At 55.9% G+C, this 24,203-nt stretch carries 12 protein-coding genes and 1 tRNA gene; 5 read left to right on the top strand and 8 right to left on the bottom strand.

All coding sequences use genetic code 11. The features are described 5' to 3' along the window. Nucleotides 1–4: 4 nt before the first annotated feature. The 3 genes from W02_RS01570 to W02_RS01560 are packed head-to-tail and all read right to left on the bottom strand — an operon-like array spanning nt 5 to nt 11,753. On the bottom strand, nt 5–799 hold the full coding sequence (locus W02_RS01570) for a 4'-phosphopantetheinyl transferase superfamily protein (RefSeq protein ID WP_173044140.1): 795 nt from the start codon (nt 797–799) through the stop codon (nt 5–7). After that, complete coding sequence (locus W02_RS01565) at nt 796–2,472, bottom strand: cyclic peptide export ABC transporter (RefSeq protein WP_173044138.1); 1,677 nt, start codon at nt 2,470–2,472, stop codon at nt 796–798. Before W02_RS01565 ends, W02_RS01570 begins: the two co-directional genes overlap by 4 nt. Continuing rightward, complete coding sequence (locus W02_RS01560; protein WP_173044136.1) at nt 2,469–11,753, bottom strand: non-ribosomal peptide synthetase; 9,285 nt, start codon at nt 11,751–11,753, stop codon at nt 2,469–2,471. The genes W02_RS01565 and W02_RS01560 overlap by 4 nt, the downstream gene beginning before the upstream one ends. 346 nt (nt 11,754–12,099) lie before the next feature. Between W02_RS01560 and W02_RS01555 the strand changes: the two genes are divergently transcribed. Beyond that, nucleotides 12,100–12,189: transfer RNA gene (locus W02_RS01555), tRNA-Ser, on the top strand. Between the two features lie 203 nt (nt 12,190–12,392). On the opposite strand, the gene W02_RS01550 is transcribed toward W02_RS01555, so the two are convergent. The 3 genes from W02_RS01550 to W02_RS01540 form a co-directional block, all read right to left on the bottom strand. Next, complete coding sequence (locus W02_RS01550) at nt 12,393–12,923, bottom strand: dihydrofolate reductase family protein (RefSeq protein ID WP_173044134.1); 531 nt, start codon at nt 12,921–12,923, stop codon at nt 12,393–12,395. A 358-nt stretch (nt 12,924–13,281) separates the two neighbouring features. Further along, nucleotides 13,282–13,920, bottom strand: coding sequence for an ankyrin repeat domain-containing protein (locus W02_RS01545; RefSeq protein ID WP_173044131.1), 639 nt, complete (start codon nt 13,918–13,920; stop codon nt 13,282–13,284). A 113-nt stretch (nt 13,921–14,033) separates the two neighbouring features. After that, nucleotides 14,034–15,566, bottom strand: a complete 1,533-nt coding sequence (locus W02_RS01540) for a DUF2779 domain-containing protein (RefSeq protein WP_173044129.1) — start codon at nt 15,564–15,566, stop codon at nt 14,034–14,036. Between the two features lie 73 nt (nt 15,567–15,639). Here W02_RS01540 and W02_RS01535 point away from each other — a divergent pair, with 73 nt between their 5' ends. Continuing rightward, nucleotides 15,640–16,965 (top strand): MATE family efflux transporter, encoded by a 1,326-nt coding sequence (locus W02_RS01535; protein WP_173044127.1) that lies wholly within the window; start codon nt 15,640–15,642, stop codon nt 16,963–16,965. Here the strand turns inward: W02_RS01535 and W02_RS01530 are convergent. Further along, complete coding sequence (locus W02_RS01530) at nt 16,962–18,338, bottom strand: 2-dehydropantoate 2-reductase (protein WP_173044125.1); 1,377 nt, start codon at nt 18,336–18,338, stop codon at nt 16,962–16,964. The two genes, W02_RS01535 and W02_RS01530, sit on opposite strands and share 4 nt — an antisense overlap. A 92-nt stretch (nt 18,339–18,430) precedes the next feature. Here W02_RS01530 and W02_RS01525 point away from each other — a divergent pair, with 92 nt between their 5' ends. Further along, nucleotides 18,431–19,147 carry an NAD-dependent deacylase gene (locus tag W02_RS01525; RefSeq protein ID WP_173044123.1) on the top strand — a complete coding sequence of 239 codons (717 nt, stop codon included), beginning with the start codon at nt 18,431–18,433 and terminating at the stop codon, nt 19,145–19,147. On the opposite strand, the gene W02_RS01520 is transcribed toward W02_RS01525, so the two are convergent. After that, a complete protein-coding gene (locus W02_RS01520) occupies nt 19,144–19,860 on the bottom strand; it encodes an HAD-IA family hydrolase (RefSeq protein ID WP_173044121.1) in 717 nt (238 codons plus the stop codon). The genes W02_RS01525 and W02_RS01520 overlap by 4 nt on opposite strands. Before the next feature lie 143 nt (nt 19,861–20,003). On the opposite strand from W02_RS01520, the gene W02_RS01515 reads away from it, so the two are divergent. Then, nucleotides 20,004–21,146, top strand: a complete 1,143-nt coding sequence (locus W02_RS01515) for a response regulator (RefSeq protein ID WP_173044119.1) — start codon at nt 20,004–20,006, stop codon at nt 21,144–21,146. A gap of 288 nt (nt 21,147–21,434) precedes the next feature. Beyond that, nucleotides 21,435–24,203: a valine--tRNA ligase gene (locus W02_RS01510; RefSeq protein ID WP_173044117.1), complete on the top strand. Its 2,769-nt coding sequence runs from the start codon at nt 21,435–21,437 to the stop codon at nt 24,201–24,203.

Genomic DNA, 24,203 nt, shown 5'->3' with positions numbered 1-24,203 from the left:
GGGACTAGCTGTTTATATCAATGATCGTCAGTTTCCAATGCGACCCTTGCCGTGCAAGAGCCCCTGCCCACTCGTTTCCGCACGGTAACCATCGAACTGTCCAGTCTGGCTGAAGGGTGGATCCGGAGGTCGTGCGCACGAGCGCATGGCAGTCATCGGATGAAGGGATCAGCTCGCACTCCTGCAATGACTGAAGTCCGACCCCTTGCCCTTTCAGTACCGCTTCTTTGGCGACCCAATATTTAAAGAACCGAATGGGCTGATCCGATGCCGGCATCCGTGCGAGCGCCGCATGCTCGGACTTTGCATAGAAGCGCTCGGCCAGTTTCAATATTTCAACGCCGTCGCGGGCCTGTTCGAGATCGATGCCGATCTCATGTTCCTTTGTCACACCGACAAGCATGCGGCCGTTGGAATGCGCCATATTGAACTTGATAGACGAATCGGCTGTTTCTCGCTCGAGGAGAAACGGTTTTCCGTGCCGACCGTATCCGAAACGGATCGTTTCCGGTCGACAAGCCACGTAAGACGCGAGCACGGTCCTTAACAGGCCGTGCGCTTGAATAAATCTGGTTCGATCAAGGAGACGAATGAACCTGGCGGCTCGTGCTTGCTCGGACGGATCAAGCCAACCGTGACATCGTTCGATGCTGGTTGCGGTTCCATCCAGCCTATATCCCCAGAGATGAATCTGATCGTTCTCAATTGGGATGATCGGAGCGGAGTTCCCAATAGCCCGATCACAAGACACGAACGGGAAGTCAATGCGTTTACGTGCCGTCGCGGATGGACCGGTCATCGGCCGTCGCCTCCTGCATGCAGCAGAGAAGCCGGAGGCCGGTGCTGTTCCGTGACGGTTCCATCTTCCAATTTGATTACCCGGTCCCCGAGATGGAAGTATCGGTCGTCGTGGGTGATAACCACGACGATCTTACCGCGAGTACGAAGATCGGGGAGCACCTGTTTGTAGAACACTTCTTTATATTGTGGATCCTGGTCGGCTGCCCATTCGTCAAAAACGTACACGGGTCGGTTTTCAAGATAGGCGGTGGCCAATGCCAGACGCTTGCGCTGACCTTGTGACACATTGACCGTCGAAAACGCACGATCCTGAACCGAGACGACATGATCGATCTCCAATCGTGTCAGATAGGACCGGGCCGCCGTGCTGATCGCCGCCTCTTCGAGACCCAGCAGCTTTTCAAAAAGATAATAATCTGAAAAGACGATCGAGAAGTGCTCGCGGTACCATGTCCGATTGGCCGTTCCGACAGGTGTGCCGGCCAATGAAATGGTTCCGCGCGTGGGAACATACAGGCCGGCCAACACCTTGACGAAGGTGGATTTACCGCTACCGTTGCCTCCGATGACGAATACCACTTCCCCGGCATGCAATTCCAGATTAATCGGACCCAGCGAGAATGCCTGAGTTCTTTTCTCATCCTGAGGGTAGGTAAAGACCACGTCACGGAATGCCACGGATGTTCGTTTGGGTGTCTGTTGTAAGGGAAGAACGTCCGACTCCGTCGACTGCTGGTCCATCATGAGACCGAGCCGTTTGATATTATCGAAAGCCGCCTGCCCTTTTTCAATAGTTGGCAGCGATCCGATGATGCCCCAAATCGGTGCCATCATATACAACAGCACGACCACATATCCGATAAGGGACTCGGGAGACAGGGCCAGGAAATGTGGAAACATGAAGAGAATCGTTCCGATCATGGCGTAAAACGCCAGATGGGACCAGGCCTCTGCCAGGGCGTATTGTTGTGCCCCCTGCATGCTGGTACGGCGGTATCGTTCCGCTGCCTCGCGGATTTCGTGATGAACAAACTCTCCCCGGCGGCCCTGATGCATCAGGAGTTCTTTTAATCCATCGGTCAGAGAACGAAAATGTTTGAACAGCTGCGTGCGCGCCTCCCGGGACGCAAAAATTGCGCTGAAGGCCCTCGTATGAAGCCAGTGGTATCCGGCGGCTCCCGATATCGTCGCCGCAACGACCAGAAGAAACGTCTGCCAGGACAGCCAGGCGAGGTAGATTCCACAACCTGCCACAATCGCGCTGTTCATAGCGAGCTGCGGCAGGCACTGGATAGACCAGGCCAGCATGCTGACATCATCGCTCAACATTACGAAGATGCGGGCAGGTCCCAGCGATTCCGTCTGTTGATACGGAGCTTTGAGGAGTTTGTCGCACAATGTCAACGACAGTTCGAGCGTCGTGTCCTGTGCGAAACGGGTCAACATGATGTGGGAAGCCACCTGGGACGTCAGTTTGCCGGCCACAATGGCTACGAACCCCAGCACCAACCACCCCTCCGGGTCGCGGCCTCCCTGAAGGGACCGATTGATCAATGCGAGGACACCGGCACTGCAAAGGCCCGAAATCAGACCCACGCCGATCATCGCCGTCATCATCGTTCTGGAACGGCTGAAGAGGAACGCGAGAAAGGCCGGGATGTGAATCTTCATGCGAGACGGCTACTCGACTGAATCTGGTGTGTCGCGGAGGACGGTTTGTGCGAATGGAGATAGTTTCTAATTTCGCCCGCGAGAGGCTCCACGTGAGGTGAAACAAAAAGCCGGCCGGAATCTTCAGCGGGAATTGAGACGGTATAACTGTCCTGGTTTCCCGAATGCGCCCAGCCGTGGCGAGTATCAGTAATAACTTCATCGACTTGCCGTCGAGAGGCCACGACGTTCAGGACTTGGCCGCCGAGGCGGCACACGCGATAGTGTGCCACCGCGATCAGCGTCGCCTGTGTCAGGCGTTGAATCTGAAAATCCCTGTCTCCGCCGTCCCGTTCATCAGCGACGGAGAAGAGGTGATATAACGCGCTGCTTTTTCGTCTGATCAACGGCCACCATTCCGCGACCGGTTGATGGGCGATCTGTTGCAGATCCAGCGCGATCTTTCCCACGATCAACGGCGCCACGACCAGCTTGCCATAGCGCTGATGGCGATGTCGCCTATACGAGTCAGGATGCCAGGTGTCCATCATGATCACCCGGGCGGTTTCCCCACTGGCGAGTAACTGTTGTGCCATTTCGTAGGCGATGAGTCCTCCCGTGCAAGCGCCGGCAATGTGGTAAGGGCCTTGACCCTGAATCCTTCGTATCTGCGAGACATAATGAGCGGCCATGTCGGGAACCGATGTGAAAGGCTCTTCCTTCCCGTCCAATCCTCTGGCCTGCAACCCGTACATGGGCTGGTCGATACCCAAAAATTTGGCCAGCTGAGCAAATACAAGAACGTTTCCTCCTACGCCAGGCACCATGAACAGCGGAGGCAGCGAGCCTCCTGGTTGAATGGCGATGAGTGACTGCCACGGTGGAGACCACTGAGCCTGCGTGAGCACAACGGCCAGTTCACGGATGGTAGGAGCCTGGAACAGCGTTGCGAGCGGTAGCTGACGACCGTAGACGGCTTCTAATTGAAAGAACAATTGCGCTGCCTTAAGCGAATGGCCGCCCAGGTCGAAGAAATTGTCATGTATGCCGATCCGTTGAATTCCCAAGACATGCTGCCAGAGCGCAGTCAGTTGGATCTCCATAGCGGTGCGAGGGGCGACGTACGGGGATTCTAACGCAGCTGCCGTGTTCACAGGGGCTGGAAGAGCACGTCTATCGAGTTTGTTGTTGGCCGTGAGAGGGAACCGGTCGAGAAAGACAAAGTAAGATGGGATCATGTAATCGGGAAGCAGGGACTTCAAGTAGCCTCGCATTTCTTCAATGGCCGGACATTGATGATCCTGTGCTATCAGATATGCGACCAGGTGCTTCATTCCCTGCTTGTCGTCTCGTGCCGTTACCACGGCCTGCTGTATCTTTGGATGACGATGGAGGACCGATTCGATTTCCCCGGTTTCGATTCGGTACCCCCTGATCTTGACCTGATGGTCGGCACGCCCAAGATGCACGAGCCTCCCATCAGACCGGTAGCGGCCCAAGTCTCCCGTGCGAAACAACCGGGCGCCCGGACGTTTTGTGAACGGATGTGCCACGAACCGTTCGGCGGTCAGCTCGGGTCTTCGGTGATAGCCGCGCGCCAGCCCTTCTCCGCCGATGTAGATTTCTCCGGTGACTCCGGGAGGAACAGGCTCCATTCTCCGGTCCAAGACATAGATCTCCGTGTTGGCGATGGGGCGTCCCACCGTCACTTCAGGGATAGCCGGATCCATACGCTCAATGGTCGACCAAATCGTGGTCTCGGTCGGACCATACATATTCCAGAGCGTTTTCGTCCGGCTCAATAATTCATGGGCCAGATCGGCTGGAAGCGCCTCCCCTCCGCACAGCGCAGTCAACTTCTTATTGCCGGTCCATCCGGACTCCAGAAGCAGTCGCCAGGTGGCCGGGGTCGCCTGCATGATTGTGGCGCAGGACCGGTCCAGACACTCTCGTAATTGTCTGCCGTCGGATGCGACCATGCGACTCACGATCTCCACTCGGGCTCCGCACAGAAGAGGCAGAAACAACTCGAGACCTGCAATGTCGAAAGACAATGTCGTGACAGCCAGGACGACATCATGGTCCGTACAACCCGGCTTCTGTTTCATGGACCACAGGAAATTCACGAGCGATCGATGACGGATCTCAACGCCCTTGGGTCGTCCAGTCGAACCTGACGTGTAGAGGATGTAGGCCAGATCATCCGGCATCGCGACAGACGGCAAATCGGAGCCATCCTCCGTGGAGCAGGCGTCGCGTTCCGCATCGAGAGCGAGAACGATGCACGGTAGTCCAGTGAACAGTTCGGTCAGCGACGCCGTGGTCAATACGACAGCCGCCCCCGAGTCCTCCGTCATAAAACGAATTCGGACCGCAGGGTAGTCTGGGTCAAGCGGGACGTAACATCCTCCGGACTTCATGACCGCCAGCAGCGCCGCAACCATGTCGAGTGACCGGTCCATACACAGGCCGACCGGTGTTTCAGCCGCGACCCCATGGAGCTGCAATAACCTGGCTATCGTATTGGCCTGGTGATTGAGTTCACGATACGTGAGCGACTCTCCTTGCATGCTGACCGCAACGGCGTCAGGACAGAACCTGGTGACGGATTCAAAGAGGGCTGAAAAGCACAGCGACCGGGGATTGTCGGCTACGGTGTCATTCCAGAGCTCAAGCATTTGCCTTCGCTCTTGTGTGTTCAAGATCGGCAGATCGTCAACGCAGGTGGAAGGATTGCTCAACGCCTGTTGCAGCAAGGCGATGTAGTGGTCGAGAAGACGTTCCGCTGTTTGGCGCGTAAACAGATCGGTGTTGAACGTCAGGTATGCTTTCTTTGCCGCATGGAGTTCGATCGTCATCGCCAAATCGAACTGCGAGGAGCCTGGTTCAACTTCAAACGGTTCCCATTTCAGACCATACAGGTGGATGTCTCCGATGGGTGCGTTGACCATGTTGAAGAGCACCTGAACCAATGGTGGAGTGCTCGGATCTCGGTCGACCTGGAGGGTTTCGACTAATCTGTCAAACGGATAATCTTGATGGGCGAACGCCCCAAGGGCACGGGCCTTGACATGCTCGGCAAATGCCGAAAACGATGAATCTCCGTCCACATTCACCCGTAACACAAGCGTGTTGACAAATGTTCCAATCAGCTGCTCCATCGCCAGCTGTGTGCGGTTGGCTATGGGAAATCCGACCGCCAGATCAGTTTGCCCGGAATATCGGCTCATTAACAGCTGGAAGCAGGCCAGCATAACCATGAAGGAAGTCATATTTCGTTCGGCACTGAATACGGTCAGATTCTCGATGACCGATTGTGGGATATCGACCGCACAGTAGGCGCCACGGAATGTTTGCACCGCGGGCCGAGGGAAATCCGTCGGGACATAGAGAATCGGGAGCTGGTTCAGCTCCGTAGCCCAATAGTTTACTTGTTCCGCAAGTATCTCCTCGGTGAGACAGTGACGTTGCCAGACAGCGTAGTCCGCGTATTGAACCGGGAGGGACAGCTCCGGAAGCGGGTGGGCTTGGCAGAGTGCGTTGTAATAGGCAGCGAAGTCCCGGCCGAGAATGCCAAACGACCACTGGTCTCCCACGATGTGATGGAGGTTGAGTACCAACAGATAGTCCTCGAGATCGAGTCTGATCACCGAAACCCTGGCAAGAGGTCCCCGCTCGAGATCGAAGGTACGCCTTCCTTCCTCTTCCGCCAGTCGTCTGGCTTCCGCCTCTCGTTGGTCACGAGGCAACCGGCGCAGGTCGATTTCCGCGAGATGGGGCGACTGCCATGGGGCGATCCGTTGGACTAATCCGGCTGCGGTCATGGCGAACGTCGTTCGAAATGCTTCATGCCGTCTGGAGAGGATATCGACGACCTGCCGGAGGACGAGGTTGTTCAATGTTCCCCGTTGGCGCGAAACAAAGAGCAGATTGTACGCGGTTGATTCTGGAGCCAGGCGTTGGACGAACCACATGCGCTGCTGAGAATACGAAAGCGGCAGCGAGGCAGTACGAGCAACGGGAACGATGGGAGGAAACACGGGTGATGAGGTTTTCCCGCGTTGCAGAGCCCGGATCTGATGAGCCATGCCAGCCACAGTCGGAGCGTCGAACAATGTTTGCAACGGAAGTTCAACCTGAAACGTATCGCGGATTCGGGAGATAACCTGTGTCGCCAGCAGCGAATGGCCACCCAGTGTAAAGAAATTTCTGTTGACGTCGATTCCCTCTTTCCCAAGAACTTCCGACCAAATGTCCGTCAGGCCGAGTTCGACGGGATCTCGCGGGAGAGCGGAGGCCATTGTCTGTGGTTCCAGGCTTGCTGCACGCTCTTTCAATGCCATGCGGTCAACCTTGCCATTCGGAAGCAGAGGGAGTGAATCCATCACATGCACGGTCGCAGGCATCATGTAAGTTGGCGCCTTCTCACCGAGCCGTTCCAAAAGAGACGACTCAGATGCAGCCGCAGGATCATTCGTGGTGACAAACGCAATCAGAAACGGACCACTGACAGGATGATCGTGAAGCAGGCATGCGGCCTCCATGACGTCGGGCAGTTGTCGCAGGAGAGACTCTATTTCGCCCAGCTCGATTCGGAATCCACGGAGTTTGATTTGCTGGTCTCTTCTGCCGAGGAATTCGAGGTTCCCGTCGTCGCGAAAACGACCAAGATCTCCGGTTCGATACAGGCGCGAACCAGACTCGTATGGATGAGCGACGAATGCGTCGGCGGTCAGTTTCGGCTGCCCATGGTATCCCCTGGCGAGGCCGCCTCCACCGACGTAGATCTCTCCCGCCATGCCGATCGGGACCGGTTGCATGCGGCCATCGAGCACATAAATACTGCTGTTGGCGATAGGCTTTCCGATCGGAATTCTGGCACCTTGTTCCGTGCCATTCGTTCGGTAGACGGTGGTCCACACGGTTGCCTCTGTCGGACCATATTCGTTGTAGAGCGGTGCCTGAGGAACTCTCTCGTAATGGCGCCGCACCAGGTTGGGTGACAGGACTTCTCCCGCGGTGACTACGGTACGGAGCGGGGCCAAGCGTTCGGCCGGCGTATCGCGCAGCATGGCTTCGTACAAGGACGGAATGAGGATCAAGTGAGTAATCTCAAATTCTGAGATCAGACGGACGAGTTGCTGCGGGTCTCTATGTTGATCTTCAGTTGGAATGACGAGCGTGCCGCCATGCAAAAGAGTCCAAAAGATACTTGTAATCGATCCATCGAAGGACCAGGGAAATGTCAGCAGGCAACATGTAACCGGATCAGGATACTGTGCCAGCCGTGCCGACAGTGAGTGCGATAGAGCGCCGTGAGTGATTTCTACCCCTTTCGGACGACCCGTCGAGCCGGACGTATAAATAAGATAGGCAAGGTCGTCAGGCTCTGCCATCGGTAAGGGAGCGCGTCCGATGTCGTGTGTCAGCCCGGCCACTGACTCCAATTCGATGACATGGTGACGTTCCAGCGGAAGATGAGAAGTCAGATGTCGTTGAGACACCAGCAATGACAAGTCGGCATCTTCAACGACAAGACGTTGCCGCTCCTTTGGAGCAGAGGGATCGATGGGCACATAGGCACAGCCAGCCTTGAGAATTCCCAGTATGCCCACGAGGCCGAGTGTCGAGCGTTCGACACAGAGGCCGATTCTTACCTGTCGGCCTTTGGTGAACGTACAGATCAGTCCCGCAAGTTGATTCACTTTCTTGAATAGATCCCCGTAGGACATCGAGAAGTCGCCGCAAATCACCGCCATATGGTTCGGAATGTGTTCGACCTCTCTGTCCAGAATATGGGTGATGTGTTGGGTGAGGGACTGCAGGGATTGTCCCGTTCCCCATTGTGTTAACAGAAGGGTCCGCTCACTCGTGTCCATCAGAGGTATGGCAGACAGTTGCCGCTCAGGATCTGCAATGACCCCCTCGAGCAAAGCGATCAATTGACCGAGCATCCGCTCGACCATCCCGCCGTCGAACAAGGCTTTGTCGTACAAGAACACAAGCTCAATGTTTTGTGGACCGTTGACGACGAGCAGAATGAGATCAAATTCCACTGCGACATCATCCGTCGATACGCGTCCGGATGTGATGCCCTTGAGCGTCAACTCCGCCACGGGATCATCTTCCCAGACGATCATCAGATTGAAGAGGCGAGGCGATGACTGGCTGCGCTGGTTCAACGTTGCGACGACCTGCTCAAATGGCACCTCTTGATGATCGTAGGCCTCCATAATCATTCGGCGTGATTGACTGAGCAGGGCTTGGACCGTTTCGACTCCTGAGAAGTCCATTCTCAGGATGACCGTATTGGCAAAATATCCGAACGTGTCCTCCCATTGAGGGTGTGGCCGATTCGCCATGACCGATCCTATGGCGATGTCTGCCATACCAGTAACCCGATGTACCCAGCCGGCAAAGATGGAATAGCACATCATGAAGGGCGTAATGCCATGGCGCCGGCAGAACATACGCAAGGTCGTCGTGAGTTCTTGAGGGAGTCGTTTGGATCTTGCTCCTCCTTGGGAAAGAGGAACCCGGGGGCGCATGCGCTCGGCCGGAAGCTCGACGGGAGGTGGAAGCCGGTTCAGCGCCTCTTGCCAGTAGGAGCGGTGAATACGCCGCCTGGCGTCATGCATGCGATCTTGCTGCCAACGGATATACCTGATGTACGAGGCAGCACCCGCCTGGCAGGTCACAGCCTGTTTTGCGATGCCGCGAGGGGAATACAACGCGGCGAGCTCGCGGCAAAACAAACGGAGGGTCCATCCGTCGGCAATCAATCGGTGAATGGTGAGAATGCATGTATGCGTGCGCTCGCTCCGGTGGACAATGAGGATTCTCAGCAAGGGAGGCTTCGCAAGGTCGAACGGAACAGTGGCCTCTTGTCTACTGAGGCGACGGTATTCATTCGCCGCCTCCGTAGGATCCATCTCCACGAGCGAACAGTAGCGTACCGGACTACAGACCTGAGCACTGACCGATTGAGACACGCGGTCTCCGGAGGGAGAAAAGGCCAGGCGAAGAGCATCGTGGCGTGCGAGGAGCGTTTCAACGGCTACGGTGAAGGCCTCGGTATCCAACGATCCTTCCATCTCCCAAGTCAATGACACATGGTTGAATGCCCCCCCGGGGTGAATTTGTTCTAGGAACCACAAGCGCTCCTGGCTCGTCGAAAGAGGAAATGATGTGTGCGTTTCAGCCGACTCACCCTGCTCAACGTCGCCTGTCCCTGTATCTGGTATCCGCGCAGCGGTCTTGTTGGATCCCGCCTGATCCGTTCGCAGAGCAATGGCCCGGGCCAGGTCATGGATCGTTCCGGGGCCGAACAATTCGGAAAATGAGAGATCAATCCCAAACTCATCCTCAAGCTTGTGCTTGATCAGACTCGTATTCAGTGAATCCAGCCCGAAGTTTACGATGGGAATCTGTTTGTCTATCTGTGGTTCAACGGTCCCCAGCTGATCGGCGAAGAGTTGTGCAATACGAACTTCGATAGGTTCGACCCTCTCTTGGAGTTGAGATAGGGGGTCATCTTCAACGCGGTGTCCAGAGGGATTCACATGTGCCAGCGTGGCGGCTGACGCGGAACTGGACGCCAGAACGGGTAACGCCCGTTCAAGGTAAGCCTTCCGGCAGGCGTGACGCTGGATCTTCCCGCTGGACGTTCTTGGGATCGTTGCCGTTCTAACGAGGAGGACCTCCCAGACCGGGACGTCAAATTGTTCTGCCACAGCCAATCGCACGGTGGTCGATACAGCATCGATCGCAATCCCATCTTTCTTGTCTATCTCCAGCACGATGATCAGGCGTTCCGTGCCGTCGGCTTCGACCGAAAAGGCTGCGCAACCACCAGAGCGGAATCTCGGATCGCATCTGCCAACCGCGGCTTCGAGATCGTTGGGATAAAGGTTTCTGCCATTGAGAATGATGAGATCCTTTAGACGGCCCGTGACAAAAATCTGGCCTTCGTGCAAAAAGCCCAAATCGCCCGTACGGAGATACCGCGTCCGATCCTGACCGTCGAGAGAGGCTCGAAACGTTTCGCTCGAGAGCTCTGGACGTTCCCAATAACCCTGGCCAACGCTCGTTCCCGAAACCCAGATTTCTCCAACTTCGCTTGGCTGGCTCAACCGCCGGGTGACAGGATTCACAATACGGACTTCCATGCCTGGGATTGGGCGGCCACAGCCTACGAGCGTGCGCGTCTTCATGTCTTGACCGGGCAAGACATGCACGTCGTTCGCCTCGAGCGCTTCTCCCGAGACGGACAGCATGACCGGTCTTTGGTGAAGCGCGGTCGTGGAAACCATCAAGGTCGTCTCTGCCAAACCGTACGATGGTCTGAACGCAAAAGGACTAAAATATGAAGGAGCAAAGGCTGTGGTGAATCGCTCGACGGTTTCGGCTTGGATGGGCTCCGCCCCGCAGCTTGCCACGACCCATCGTCGGAGATCTGCCTTCCACCCAGGCTGTTTCTGCAAGGCTTTCACGCAATGTTCATAAGCAAAGTTTGGCGCTCCGCTGTGGGTAATGTGGTGGCGATCGATCGCGTCCAGCCATCGAAGCGGACGACGAAGAAAGGTCAGCGATGACATCAGCAACGCGGGAATGCCGGCATAAAATGGGGCGATGATGCCGTGGATCAGACCATAATCGTGGAAATACGGCAGCCAACAGAGAGAGCGGCTTTCGGAATCGATTCCGGCTACCGCAATGATGCTCTGACACTGGCTGAGAACATTCTCATGACTGATCATGACCCCCCGGGGCGATGACGTTGAGCCGGAAGTGTATTGCAAGTACGCGAGTGACGAGAAAGGTGCTGAACACTGGGCCGTCCACCGTCCGGCCTCCAGCAGCTGACGGACCGTGACCCACTCGACGGATTCGTCGTTGATCTGCTCTCGCTCGATGGTTCGGTTTAACTCGTCCGTCAGAATGACTTGGGCAGCAGAGTCTTCCATAATCGAACGAAGTCGCGGCAGCCCGGTTTTCAACCGGAGCGGGTCAAGGGCCGGTGCTGGGACCGGCACGAGACCAGCCAGCAGGCAAGCCCAGAAAGCGGAGACGACTTCGAGTCCTGATGAAAAGACCAGGAGGATACGCGTGCCTGCTTGATAACGGTTTGCGAGGGCACCGCTCAGCGTACACGTTGTCTTTTCGAGGTCTTGAAAGGTCAGTTGATTGGAGGGCTCAAGGTTGTCGCGCAGGACAACGTAGGCCAGACCGTGCGGATGCTGCCGACATCGCCAGAGAAAGAGATCTCCGAGCCTTTCGAAAGATCCTGGCAAGTGAGGCATGTCGACGGTCGTAGCCCTTCTGCCGCCCCGCGCGCGAGCGGAAATGTCGGTTGAACGCCACCCAGGAAAGCGCGCCACACCTATCGGTCATCGGAGGGTGGGCGATAGAGAAGTCCTGATAATCATTAAAGATAGTACAGCTCATTGCAGAGCCAAAGGAGATTCACTTTTCTTCCACTCGTTCATGCACGCTCTTCCCAACAGGCGGGCGAAGCGTGAAGGACCATGGACCGGATCAAGAGAATATCGATTGAAATATCTGTCGTTGCCAGGTAAGCTTCGGCCGGTTTGGTTTACCGCTGTGTGACCAACGCTTCCCCTAAATCCAGCCGTGCGATCAGATCACGGAGAGGTGCGAGAGCGGCCGAATCGGGCAGTCTCGAAAACTGCTGTCGGGGTAACTCGACCGTGGGTTCGAATCCCACCCTCTCCGCCATAAGCCGCCGATTGTCCTCCATGGTGCGATATCGCCGCCGATCACCGCATCGCCAACAAGCGGCGTAGCGAACCGCCGATTCTACGCTGTAGCTCGATCTATCTTGGCCCAGCGCGATGGACTGGCGCAGCGCAATACTGGGTGCTTTCGACCGCAAAGGCGGACCTGCCGCGTCGGTGCGATCCGTCGGGCAAGTTGCATGATTAGGCAGGAACGTATGTCAACCTGATCACGTCCTCGCCGATCACATCACTGGCCACAAGGCGGAGCGGCGGCCGGTGGCCGGCGAAGAATGGCTTGCCGTGACCAAGCACGACGGGATGGAAGTAGAGTCGATACTCATCGATAAGACCGAGGTCGGTCAGGCTTCGCGCCAGGTCTGGTCCGGAAACGGCGATCTCCCCAGCGAGCCGAGCCTTCAGGTCACCTATCACCGTCTCCAGGTCACCCTCGACAAGCGTGGCGTTGGGGCCAACCGACTCCAACGTGCTCGACACGACCCACTTCGGCTGGCTCCGCCATGCCGTGGCGAATTCGCGGAGCTCCGGGGTCCACTCAGAATGGTCTTCGTCCCAATAGCGCATGACCTCGTACATGCGGCGGCCGTACACACTGCCCGTCACGCCGCGCACGTGCTCTATCCAGTGACGAAAGAGCGCGGGATCCGGCTCAAATTCCTTGTGGTCGACATAGCCGTCCAGTGACTGATTCATTCCGAAGACGAGCGTCGCCATGCTATAAAATCTCCATCCCTGGTTCTTCAGAATACCTTGAGTCGCCGTTATGCGTAAGAAGAGGTCGGGCACAAACTACGCGCCGCTTTGTGATCACTGTGACGAATAACCAGAGGTCCGCTAACCACCAATGTGCTGCCGTTCGCTTTATAGATTTATTTCGGAGAGGCACAGAGGGCTATGGCGTAGACGTGGTTCTCCGTTTCATTGTTCTCGGCCCGCCATTTCTCAAATTGTTTTGTTCTCAGATCAGAACTGTTTGTATGTCCTCGCCTTATGCGGAAGACCAAAATCGTAAGGGAAAGGGCCCCGTTCATTTTCCACTCAAAAGACGATTCCATCGCAGACTGATGTCCTGTTATCGTGCTCCCGCCATCATGAGAATCTTTTCGATCTCTTTATAGCCGCGGGCGCGCGCATGCTGGAGCGGTGTGACCCCTTCGCGATCGCCCAAATTGACGTCTGCGTTGGCCTTGACCAGCAGGTCTACAATGTGCCGGTGCCGGTCCGTGCCGTTTCCGAGGATGATGGCTTCAAGCAATGCCGTCCAACCGAGGTTGTTGATGTGATCGACGTGAACCCCTGCTTCGATAAGCACACGAACGGTTTCAACATGCCCGCGTTCGGCGGCGGGGATGAGAGCCGTTCCGCCATACCGGTTGGTACTTCTCAGGTCGGCGCCATGCACCAAGGTCATCTTGAGAATGTCGAGATACCCATGTGCTCCCGCGTAGAGGTACGGGCTGTCGTTGATCCGGTCCTTGGCATTGACGTCGGCACCCGCCTCGATCAACGCCCTTGCCGCGTGGATCTTATTCGCATGAGTGGCGACCAATAGAGGAGTCCGTCCGCCGTCATCCTTTGCATCGATGGCCGCTCCTTTCGATAGGAGGTCTCGAATTGCAGGCACCTCATCTTGTGCCGCTGCAACGTGTAGTTTGGATTCAGGCACTGCCCCCTCCACAGCCGGAAAAGAAAAGATCCCGACGCTCGCCATGCACGCGATGCAGATACAAAAACCTCTACGCACACATCACCTCACTGCGATGATCCTGCTGCCGCACTCGATCCATGCGGTAACCGATCGGAAATTCTCCGGTCGGGTCCGCATCACATTTCAGAAACCTGGCGTGCTTTTTCCAAGAGCGCTCGCCTCAATTCGACCATTGCAAATGTGTCGCGCGCGCAATACTGCAACAATGCCTCACGGATTCGCAGTCGTTCAACCCAATCAGTTTCGACGAATACCATACGATAATACTCGCATGCCGCCTGCCCTCCTTCTCTGATTTCCAAGTCGTCATATCCGAGAGACGGCACGACCGCCGGCAACACGGATTTAATGGAATACGATCCGGCAAATCCGGGATGATAATAATGATCCCGTATGACCGGATGGAGATCCCAGAGGCGCCGAATAATACTGTTGATCGCCGAACGGAACCGAGGAAAGGCCTCTCCGAGTTGTCTCAACATAGCCTCCTCGTACGCAGAATACACGCACACGCTTCCTTCCGAGCCCAGGGATTCAATGAGCGCCTCGGCCCAGCGTTCGCGCGGTTCCGTCGATTCAGCATGAAGGTATTCGTGATGCATCGTCTCTCCGGATTCCGACACAATATGATTCGACCATTGTACGGGGATCGACTGATAGGGCTTGGTCGAAGGATATCGAGGAACCGCCAGCATGACGGTTTCGAAATCGACGTGGTGCACGGGATGTCGGATGGATCGAAGCGCAGCCTCCAATCCGGGAGAGATATATTCGACGTTGTCCTTCACTCGGCGTTGAGACGGCGACAACGGGGCCATTGTGGGAATGTCATCAATCAGGACAACCCCCTGTTCTGCTAAACGCGTTACGGTCTGCCGGGAACCGGGAAGGTTGTAGATCCAGCGTGGGGACTTGTCTTTCGTACAGTAATCCCAAAAGGGGCACTCATATGGACTTTGGCAATGATGCCCTGGATTGATCTCTGGTTCCCGCCTCTCTCGCAACATGGCTTTCATTGTTCTCAGATGTTCACTGATGCCGTCCAACCTACCCGCAAGCGCCTCAGTGACATCGACGATCGTAAATAGCCGTGAGATATCCACGTCGCCGCCTTCAAAACGATATCGCGTGTCGATATGCATGAGGCAACCGGCTGCCAGTGAAATTCCCGTCTGAGCGACGACATAATTCTGGATCGCGAGATCGTTGAGGTGGGTTTCCTTGACCTTGGTCGATGATTTGACCTCTATCACACGCCATGTTGGAGGAGTGAACGGCCCCCCTGACGAAATTCTTTGAAGAATATCGACTCTGACCAGTACTCCGCCGTATTCAAACGCGCCTTCAAAGATGGTGGGAACGGAGGGATTCTGTATCAGCGCCGCCGTCTCAGCCAGCGCTTCCTCCCGTTGGCGAAACCCCGCTTTGACCAGGATGCCTCCCGGGAAACACCGTCGGGCAAGTTCACCAATCTCGGTGCCCATGTCCAGCATAGCCTGCGTCGAAATATCGTGAGGCGAGGCATATTGAGGATGATGCACTTCCAGATAGAGGCGTTTGTGACACTGCAAACCGCTCAAGTACTTCGATTTGGATAGGCGAGGCTCTGGGGATGGGCTCGTGCCAGGGCCTTCAATAGACTCGGTCATGGGAAACAGACCCTATCGAAGCGTACAGATTTTGTCTACATGCCTTGACACAGTGTTCTGCTAGGATGCGCGGATGGCCAACGGCCTGTTGCAAATCAGAAAATCCGTCATGACACTGGCCCTGCCGGTGACCGTCAGCAGTTTGCTCCAACGAACGGAAGGCATCGTGGCCGTGTTCCTTGTTGGCGGCCTCGGCGCCGTGCCCATTGCCGCCGTCGGACTGGGCCAGCTGCTGGCGTTCATTGCCACGACGCTGGTCTCAGGCCTCTCGGTCGGAACGAACGTCATCGTGGCTCAATTGTGGGGAGCGCGACGACGGGAGGATGCGGGGCAAGCGGCTCGTCTTTTTCTCGGCCTCTCTGCCGGAGTGTCACTGGTATTGAGCGTCGTGGGTATCTCATGCAACGAAGCGGCCATGACAATGCTGGGAGCCGATGCCCGTGTGATCGACGTCGCACTTCCCTATTCCACCCTGATCTTTCTGGTTATTCCCTTTACCGTCTTGCTCCAGGTGCTGGCCTCCATCTTACAGGGGACGGGAGACACACGGACACCGATGTACGCCATGATCGTGGTCAATGTGCTCCATGTCGGAATTGCGTACCCCTTGATTTACGGCAAGTGGGGTGTGCCCGCATTCGGCGTGAGCGGTGCCGCCGCCGCGGTGGGTATAGCCGAAGCGGCCGGCATGCTCTTTCTCTTGGTTCGAGCCATGCCCATCTTTCGGAAGAGTCAGAATCTCCACGTCGAATGGATCAGGACGTTGTGGCAGGTAGGAGCTCCGGTCTCCGGTGAGCGAATCGTACAGCAGGCCGGGATCCTCCTCTATACGAAAATCGTGCTCCTCTATGGCACCGTCTCCTATGCAGCCCATCAAGTTGGGCTCTCGATTGAATCGTTGTCGTTCCTGCCTGGATATGGATTTGCCATTGCTGCCGCGACCATGGTCGGCCAAAGCATCGGCGCCGGAAAATTTACGAGAGCGAAGATTGAAAATCTTGAGGCGAACCGCATGGCTGCCCTGGTGATGGCAGCGATGGGGCTCATCTTTTTCTTTTTTCCATACGGCCTGCTCAGGGCGTTCACGCACGATGAGGATGTCATCGAGCTGGGGACAACATTCCTGAAGATTGTGGCGCTCATCCAGGTGCCCCTTGCATTGACGATGGTGTTGGCAGGTTCGTTGCGCGGCGCAGGTGATACCCACTTCATTATGGTGGCCACGACCATCGGCATGTGGGCAGTGAGGCTTCCTATTGCGGTCGCGGTTGGCGTATGGCTGCACTTGGGCATCGCATACGTCTGGCTCGCCATGATCGCGGATTGGACCCTCAGGATGGGGTTGATGGTGTGGCGCTATCGATCAGAACGATGGAGGAATATTCAGGTCATTCGCTAATATGAGGATGACCGCTCTGCCGGCGTGCATTCGGGAGGTCTGTCGGCTGGTCGGGTATCTTTTCCCGTCCCGCGCACGATTTCTATGCGCCCCACGTGTTTGACATTGGCGCAAAGATCGCCCAGTCCCGGGGTAATGAGACGGAACGGACCACCGGAGTGTTCTGTGAGCGGCATGCCGTCGCGCTCATACAGTAGGAGGCCGAATGTTTTTGCCTGTTGGATCGTCAGGGTGGCGGCATACTTTCCGTCGAGCGAGTGAAAAGTCACATGATCCGCTTGGACTTGCAAGGCTGGAATGTCCAACAGCGCCTGGACCTTGATGGCGCGGCCCTGCATTCCGGGCATCAACGCACCGACATCTTCAACATGGTGCTCCCTGTGAAGCTGGTCGATCGCCGTTCTGTCGAAGGAAACAGGTGTCACCACCAGCCCATCAATGCGGATCATGCCGGCTCCGGCCCGTTCTTTTTCGGTGATGGTTTTGATCATCGCCGTCAGGGCTTCGTTGACGGGGGTCGGGATGCCGAATGCCCGTCCCTGCTCAACAATATATCCGTTCAGCATCCGAATTTCCGTCTGTCGACCGGCCTTCCAATCGTCATACATGGATGTGTGAATGTCCCGGATTTCCCTCGTCCATTTAATCACTCGTTCGGGCATATCGGCGGGCAGTGGAACTTTACGAGCGGCAGCGACTGAGGCGACTTCGCCAACGATCTGCCGAATCACGTTGGACATCTCCGGATGGTCCAACGCCTTTGCGACCTTGTCATCGATCAGGACGGTCAGAGGATTGAAGACGCAGTTCCAGCACATTTTTTCCCATTTGGCGCGCCGGATATCCGGGGAGATCTGACAGGGAATGCCGGCAGCCGCAAACAGCTCTCGGATCTTCAACAGCCGTTGACTCTCATGACCTAAGAGCTCCCCGATGGCGACAGCCCCCTTCTTATAATGGTCGATGATGCCTGGCTCGGCAATTTTCGAATAGATGAATGCGACTCCCCCTATCACACAGTCCCGCTTGAAGCGTTCGAGAATACGGTCTTCCGTATCGATGCCATTTTGCAGTGTGAGAATGACTGTGCGGTCGGACATGACCGGTTCAATCTGGTCCAATACTTCGTCGAGATCATAGGCCTTCACCCCGAGCACGATCAGATCTGGGCGCGGCAAGGAACGGGCATCTGAAGACGCGTCCGGATGAACCGTAAACGTGTTGCCGGCGCTACGAATCGTCAGGCCGTTGCGCCTGACCGCATCCAGCGTCCGGGGGCGAAGAAGAAACGAAACATGCGGAAGGTGTTTGGCCAGATGGGCGCCGAAAAACCCTCCGACGGATCCGGCCCCGACCATGAGAATCTGTTTCATACCGTTCCTTTCCAATTGCCTCACAATCAGCGGTACTATAGCATGCGAGTCAGGACCAAGAACCGCCCCATGACACACTACTGACCCCGCTCATGGATCCGCTGGCACAGTTGAAAGAACGCATCAGCGGAGCCCGGTCTCTTGTCGTATTGACGGGAGCTGGCATCTCCGCCGATAGCGGTGTCCCGACGTTTCGCGGTACAGACGGGTTGTGGAGGAGCTTTCGGGCCGAAGACCTCGCAACGCCCGAAGCATTTGCTCGGGATCCCCGCCTCGTATGGGAATGGTATGATTGGCGGCGAGGACTGATCAGCACAAAACGACCGAATGCAGCTCATGTGGCCCTGGCCGATCTCGAACGGCGTGGACCATCTTTCCACCTCATTACTCAGAATGTGGACGGCCTGCATCGTAATGCGGGATCTCAATGGCTGACGGAGATTCACGGCAATATTTGGATGGTACGGTGTACGGCATGTGGCTCCGTCGAACCCAATCACGATGTACCGATTGCCCTGCTTCCGATCTGTCGTCATTGCCGCGGGCTGTTGCGGCCGCATATCGTGTGGTTCGGCGAGGCTCTGGCTGCCGCAGACATTCAACAGAGTCTGAAAGCGGTGCAATCGTGCGACGTCCTACTCGTGGTAGGCACCTCCGGAGTCGTCTATCCGGCTGCTGGTTTCGCCTCTCTGGCTAAAGAGCAAGGCGCGTTCGTGGCTGAAATTAACATTGAACCGACCGGGAATTCACACATCGTTGATGTGGCGGTTCAAGGAAGGGCTCGGGATGTGGTTCCGCTGTTACTCTAACGTTCAAGAATCTCCGGAATCTCCTTCAAACTCCGGATGGATCTGACCTGCGGATCCGTCTTTCGGCCCTGACGATCCAAAAGAATCGCATGGAGACCCGCCTGGGTCGCCCCTTGAACATCGTCCCGTATACTGTCCCCGATATGAATCGCTTCTTCCGGATCCACGGCGTGTTTTTCCAACGCCAAGTGAAAAATCTTCTGAGCCGGTTTTGCCGCTTTCGCCAGGCTCGAGATCGTAATCGTATCGAATAGATCTGCTATCCCGAGACCCCGCATGACCGAGAACAGGCGCGAGTCGAAATTCGAAATGATGCCAAGTTCGATTTTCCGGTTGCGAAGATCCTGTAGTGACGGCACGGTGTCAGGAAACAACCTCCACGATTCCGGACTTTCGAACGCCTTGAAGACTTCGCCAAAGAAGTCGTCGAATCGCTCGAACATCCCGACCCGATAAAATACATTGTGGACGATATCGAACCACCACAACCTCTCGCTGTCTTTGAGTTTTACCGGGTCTGTTTCTGCAAATAGAGCCGGCGGGGCATCACGAAAGGCCCTGCCGAAGGCCTGTGTAATGGCATCCAGAGAACCCGGTGACTGCTGAAACCCGAATTGGACCGCATGTGCCAAATATATTTCCGCCACCGATCCGTTTACATGGAACAACGTATCGGCGGCATCGAAAAAAACCACCCGGATCGATTCATTCATGCTGATAGGCTCCTGCGCGAAAGTCGTACCGATGATGTCGATGAAGATATTACGGTGTCACAGCGCATCTATCTTCCCATTTCTTGACAAAGAATACCTCCACTGCTAGCTTCGACGGAGTCCAATAAAATTGGAGGTTTGGAGTGCCTTTGACGATTTTTATTATCGACAGCAGTCCGGCTGTCCGACGGATGGTTGAGCAGATTTCTACGCCTGAAGGATTCGAGGTAATCGGTTTCCAAGATGGACCGGCAGCCTTGGAGGCGACGCGCAAGACGACCCCCCATCTCATTATTGCCGACTACCATCTCGATAATATGACCTTTTCTGGTTTTTGCAAGGAAGTCCATAAGGTCGATTCGTTATCGGAGACTTATATCATTTCCCTTGTAAGCGCGGGGGACCGGCTTGAAGAGGCTCATCTCAAATCCTTGGGCGTAAAGGCATTGCTGAAAAAACCGTTTCAGTCCGAGCAGCTGCTTGAACTGATCAAGGAACTCGATTCAAAAAAGCCCGACCCTGGGCAAACGAACAAGAAGAAGCGGCGGGTCTGGCCTCCGGTCTCAAGCGCCACTGACTCCGACGACGATGAAGGACCTGGCGCGGAAGATGAGTATCAGACAGGAGAAATTGAAGCACAACCCATCGCTTCCGCACCGCTACAGAGGGATCAGCCTATGATGCCAGCATCCAGTGGTAAATCTCCCGCATCGGAACCGGAAGAAGCCATGAAAGGACTGCTTGGACAGTTGTTGCAATCAATGTCCGAGAGGGCAGAAAAAACAATTTCTGAAATGCTCCCGGGCATGATCGCCAAAAATCTCGCTATGGAAGTCGCCAAGGCGGTCAAGTCCGAAGTCGAACAACAGGTGGCCGCCAAGTTGACTCATGACAGCGTCATTGAAGCCATGGAGTCGTTGGTCGCGAAAGAGCTCCCGAAAATAATCGCCTCGGCAATTCCGGATCTGGAACCGATCATCCGCCAGACGGTTCGGGAGATCGCCACGCCTCGCGTCGCCGAACACCTCGAGCATCTTGTCCGGGATCAGGTCGGTTCGATGGGATCATCTGTCCCTGCCCTCGTTCAAGAACATATCAAAACGTTTGACGGACAGATCCAGGAAGAAGTCAGAAAAGCGGCGTCCAGAGAGATTGAAAAACTTGCAGAAGAACTGGTGCGGGTGACAGCCGACGATCAAGTCCGGCAAACCGTGCAGCAGGTCGTACCGGACATCGCCGAGGAACAAATCAGAACCGAGATCAAGCGCCTATCCGAAGCAGCCTGACGCGCAATACCTTCTCGATCAGCTTCTTTTTCCTTTCTTTCCCTTCCTGGCCTTCGCCAAGGCTTTCATCCGCTTCACATTCTTGCGGTGCTTTTTTCTCGTCTTGCGATCCTTCTCACGGCCTGTCGCCATATCAAGTCTCCGACTTGTAAAGGTGAATGAAGAACTGTGCTCGCGTCAACGCATGTGTGTATAACACACGGACCGGTTCCTCTCAAGCCGGGCCGGCTTGTCTTGAGGGCATCTCTGCTGCGTGGTAAGATGCGCCCGTGATGACGCGGCGAACCAATGACCATCCCGCAACTCGATAAAACGTACGACCCCAAGACAGTCGAAGCTCGCTGGTACCGCATCTGGAATGACCGCGGATACTTCCACGCGGATGTTCATGCTCCCGGTCAGCCATTCTCCATTGTCATTCCTCCTCCCAACGTCACCGGTTCTCTTCATATCGGCCATGCGCTGAACCACTCGCTGCAAGACATCCTCATTCGGTGGCGCCGGATGCAGGGGTGGAATACGCTCTGGCTGCCAGGAACCGACCATGCCGGTATTGCGACACAGAATGTCGTCGAAAAACAGATGGCGGCTGAAGGATTATCACGCGAATCGCTTGGACGAGAACGGTTCATCGAGAGAGTGTGGCGCTGGAAGGCCGAGTCAGGGAACACCATCATCGAGCAGCAGAAGAAGCTGGGGGAGTCGTGCGATTGGAATCGACTTCGCTTCACCATGGACGAGGGGCTCTCAAAAGCCGTCGTCGAGGGATTCGTTCGACTGTATGAGGATGGATTGATCTATCGTGGGGAACGGCTCATCAATTGGTGCCCGCGCTGTCTTACCGCGCTGTCGGACATCGAGGTCGAACACGAAGAAACAAAGGGAAAACTTTATCTGATCCAATATCCTCTGGAAGGCGAAGCGTCAACCGCCTTGACGGTGGCAACGACTAGACCGGAAACCTTATTGGGGGACACGGCGGTCGCAGTTCATCCCGACGACCCTCGCTATCGTGGCCTGATCGGCCGGCGGGTGCACATTCCCCTTACCAACAGAACCGTGCCTATTGTCGGAGATCCCATTCTGGTTGATCGTGAATTTGGAACAGGCGCCGTCAAAATTACTCCAGCGCATGACTTCAATGACTTCGAGGCCGGTGAGCGTCATCATCTCCCACGCCTCGCGATTCTCGATCATCAAGCGCTGATGGATCCGGGGTTGCTGCATGCTGCAGGCGTGGACCAAGGTGTCATCCAGACACTTGGTAAACTGCCAGTCGCAAAGGCCAGGCCTAAGGTCGAACAGGCGCTACGCGAGAGGGAATCACTGGTCGGAGTCGATGATCATAAGATGTCGGTGGGAAAATGTTATCGGTGCAAAACGATCGTCGAACCCTATCTGTCGCCGCAATGGTTCGTGAACATCCAACCGTTGGCAGAGCCAGCCATCAAGGCCGTCGAAGATGGCCGGATTCGGATCATTCCAGAAGGTTGGGTCAATAATTATCTCGGTTGGATGCGTGATATCAGAGACTGGTGCATTTCCCGACAGATCTGGTGGGGACACCAAATTCCGGCTTGGTATTGTGAATCGTGCAATGCCGACCTCATTCAACGCCAGGTCGTGACGAACGTAGATGGTACGACCGTGACGCGGATCACGCTGCTGCAGGGCGCTCGTGCGATCGTGTCTCGTACTGCCCCGTCGGCATGTCCAGCCTGCGGCACACAGTCGTTGCTTCGTGACCCCGATGTGCTCGACACCTGGTTTTCATCAGGTCTGTGGCCCTTCTCGACGCTCGGATGGCCCGAACACACTCCGGAGCTCCAGAAGTACTATCCGACCTCTACCCTGGTCACCGGTCTGGACATTCTGTTTTTTTGGGTTGCGCGCATGATCATGTTCGGGCTCAAGTTCATGGAAGAGGTCCCGTTCCGCGACGTGTACATCCACGCCCTGGTCCGCGATGCCGAAGGGCAGAAAATGAGTAAGTCAAAAGGGAATGTGGTTGACCCCCTGCACGTCATGGACCAGTTCGGAACCGATGCCTTACGCTTTACGCTGGCGTCTATGGCTTCGCCGGGCAGGGACGTCAAACTCGCGGAGGAACGCATTGAAGGATATCGGAACTTTGCCAACAAGGTCTGGAACGCCGCACGGTTCGCCCTGATGTATCTTGACGGGCAGACATCAGCGACTCCGGCAGGAGCCCGTTCGTTCCCCGACCGCTGGATTTGCAGCCGTCTCGACCACGCGATTGCGTCGGTCATATCAGAACTCGAAGCATACCGGTTCGACCGAGCTGCAGCGGCACTGTACCGCTTCATCTGGCATGAGTTCTGTGACTGGTATTTGGAGATGATCAAACCGGCCCTTCAAGACCCTCAACATCCCGACGCCCCTGGAATACGGCATACGCTCGTAGAAACGCTGGAAACCACAATGCGTCTCCTGCATCCGTTCATGCCGTTTATCAGCGAGGAGATTTGGCAGACCATTCCTCACCAGGGAGACAGCCTGGTCATACAGCAGTTTCCCCAAACGAATGGAGAACGACGCAACCCGGAAGCCGAACGTCTGTACGCATGGCTGGAGCACGCGGTCAGTCTGCTGAGAACCGGACGTGTTCTGCTGAACTACCCTCCCGGACAACAAGTATCATTTTATGTTGCGCATGATGATGCTACCGTGCAGCGGCTGCTTCATTCTATTCGACCGCATCTCGCTCACCTGAGCCGAGGCACTGCGGAGATTCGTTCACCGGATGAATGGCCCAAGAGCAAACTCCTTCGCCTCGTGACCGAAGGACTTTCGATCGGAATCGCTGTCTCGGGTGATGTAGACCTGAAGAAAGCGCTTGATCGGATCGTAAAACAGATCGAGGAACAGGACAAGGAGATGGCCAGGCTTCAGGGAAAATTAAGGAATCACGAGTTTGTATCAAAAGCTCCTCCGGATGTCATTGCCGACCATCAATCCCGCCTAAAGAGTCTCCAGAATGATCAGGATCTCCTGGCCAGTAGCGAAGGTCAGCTGCGTTCGATGCTGAGACCATAA

The sequence above is a fragment of the Nitrospira sp. KM1 genome, assembly GCF_011405515.1.
Lineage (GTDB): Bacteria > Nitrospirota > Nitrospiria > Nitrospirales > Nitrospiraceae > Nitrospira_C.
The sequence above is the reverse complement of the archived record's forward strand: the minus strand, read 5'-3'. Positions and strand labels throughout refer to the sequence as shown.

Bases quoted from the DNA above. Each gene is read 5' to 3' on its own strand.
- W02_RS01570 (WP_173044140.1), bottom strand. From the start codon at position 799: ATGACCGGTCCATCCGCGACGGCACGTAAACGCATTGACTTCCCGTTC.
- W02_RS01565 (WP_173044138.1), bottom strand. From the start codon at position 2,472: ATGAAGATTCACATCCCGGCCTTTCTCGCGTTCCTCTTCAGCCGTTCC.
- W02_RS01560 (WP_173044136.1), bottom strand. From the start codon at position 11,753: ATGCCTCACTTGCCAGGATCTTTCGAAAGGCTCGGAGATCTCTTTCTC.
- W02_RS01550 (WP_173044134.1), bottom strand. From the start codon at position 12,923: ATGGCGACGCTCGTCTTCGGAATGAATCAGTCACTGGACGGCTATGTC.
- W02_RS01545 (WP_173044131.1), bottom strand. From the start codon at position 13,920: ATGGCGAGCGTCGGGATCTTTTCTTTTCCGGCTGTGGAGGGGGCAGTG.
- W02_RS01540 (WP_173044129.1), bottom strand. From the start codon at position 15,566: ATGACCGAGTCTATTGAAGGCCCTGGCACGAGCCCATCCCCAGAGCCT.
- W02_RS01535 (WP_173044127.1), top strand. From the start codon at position 15,640: ATGGCCAACGGCCTGTTGCAAATCAGAAAATCCGTCATGACACTGGCC.
- W02_RS01530 (WP_173044125.1), bottom strand. From the start codon at position 18,338: ATGAAACAGATTCTCATGGTCGGGGCCGGATCCGTCGGAGGGTTTTTC.
- W02_RS01525 (WP_173044123.1), top strand. From the start codon at position 18,431: ATGGATCCGCTGGCACAGTTGAAAGAACGCATCAGCGGAGCCCGGTCT.
- W02_RS01520 (WP_173044121.1), bottom strand. From the start codon at position 19,860: ATGAATGAATCGATCCGGGTGGTTTTTTTCGATGCCGCCGATACGTTG.
- W02_RS01510 (WP_173044117.1), top strand. From the start codon at position 21,435: ATGACCATCCCGCAACTCGATAAAACGTACGACCCCAAGACAGTCGAA.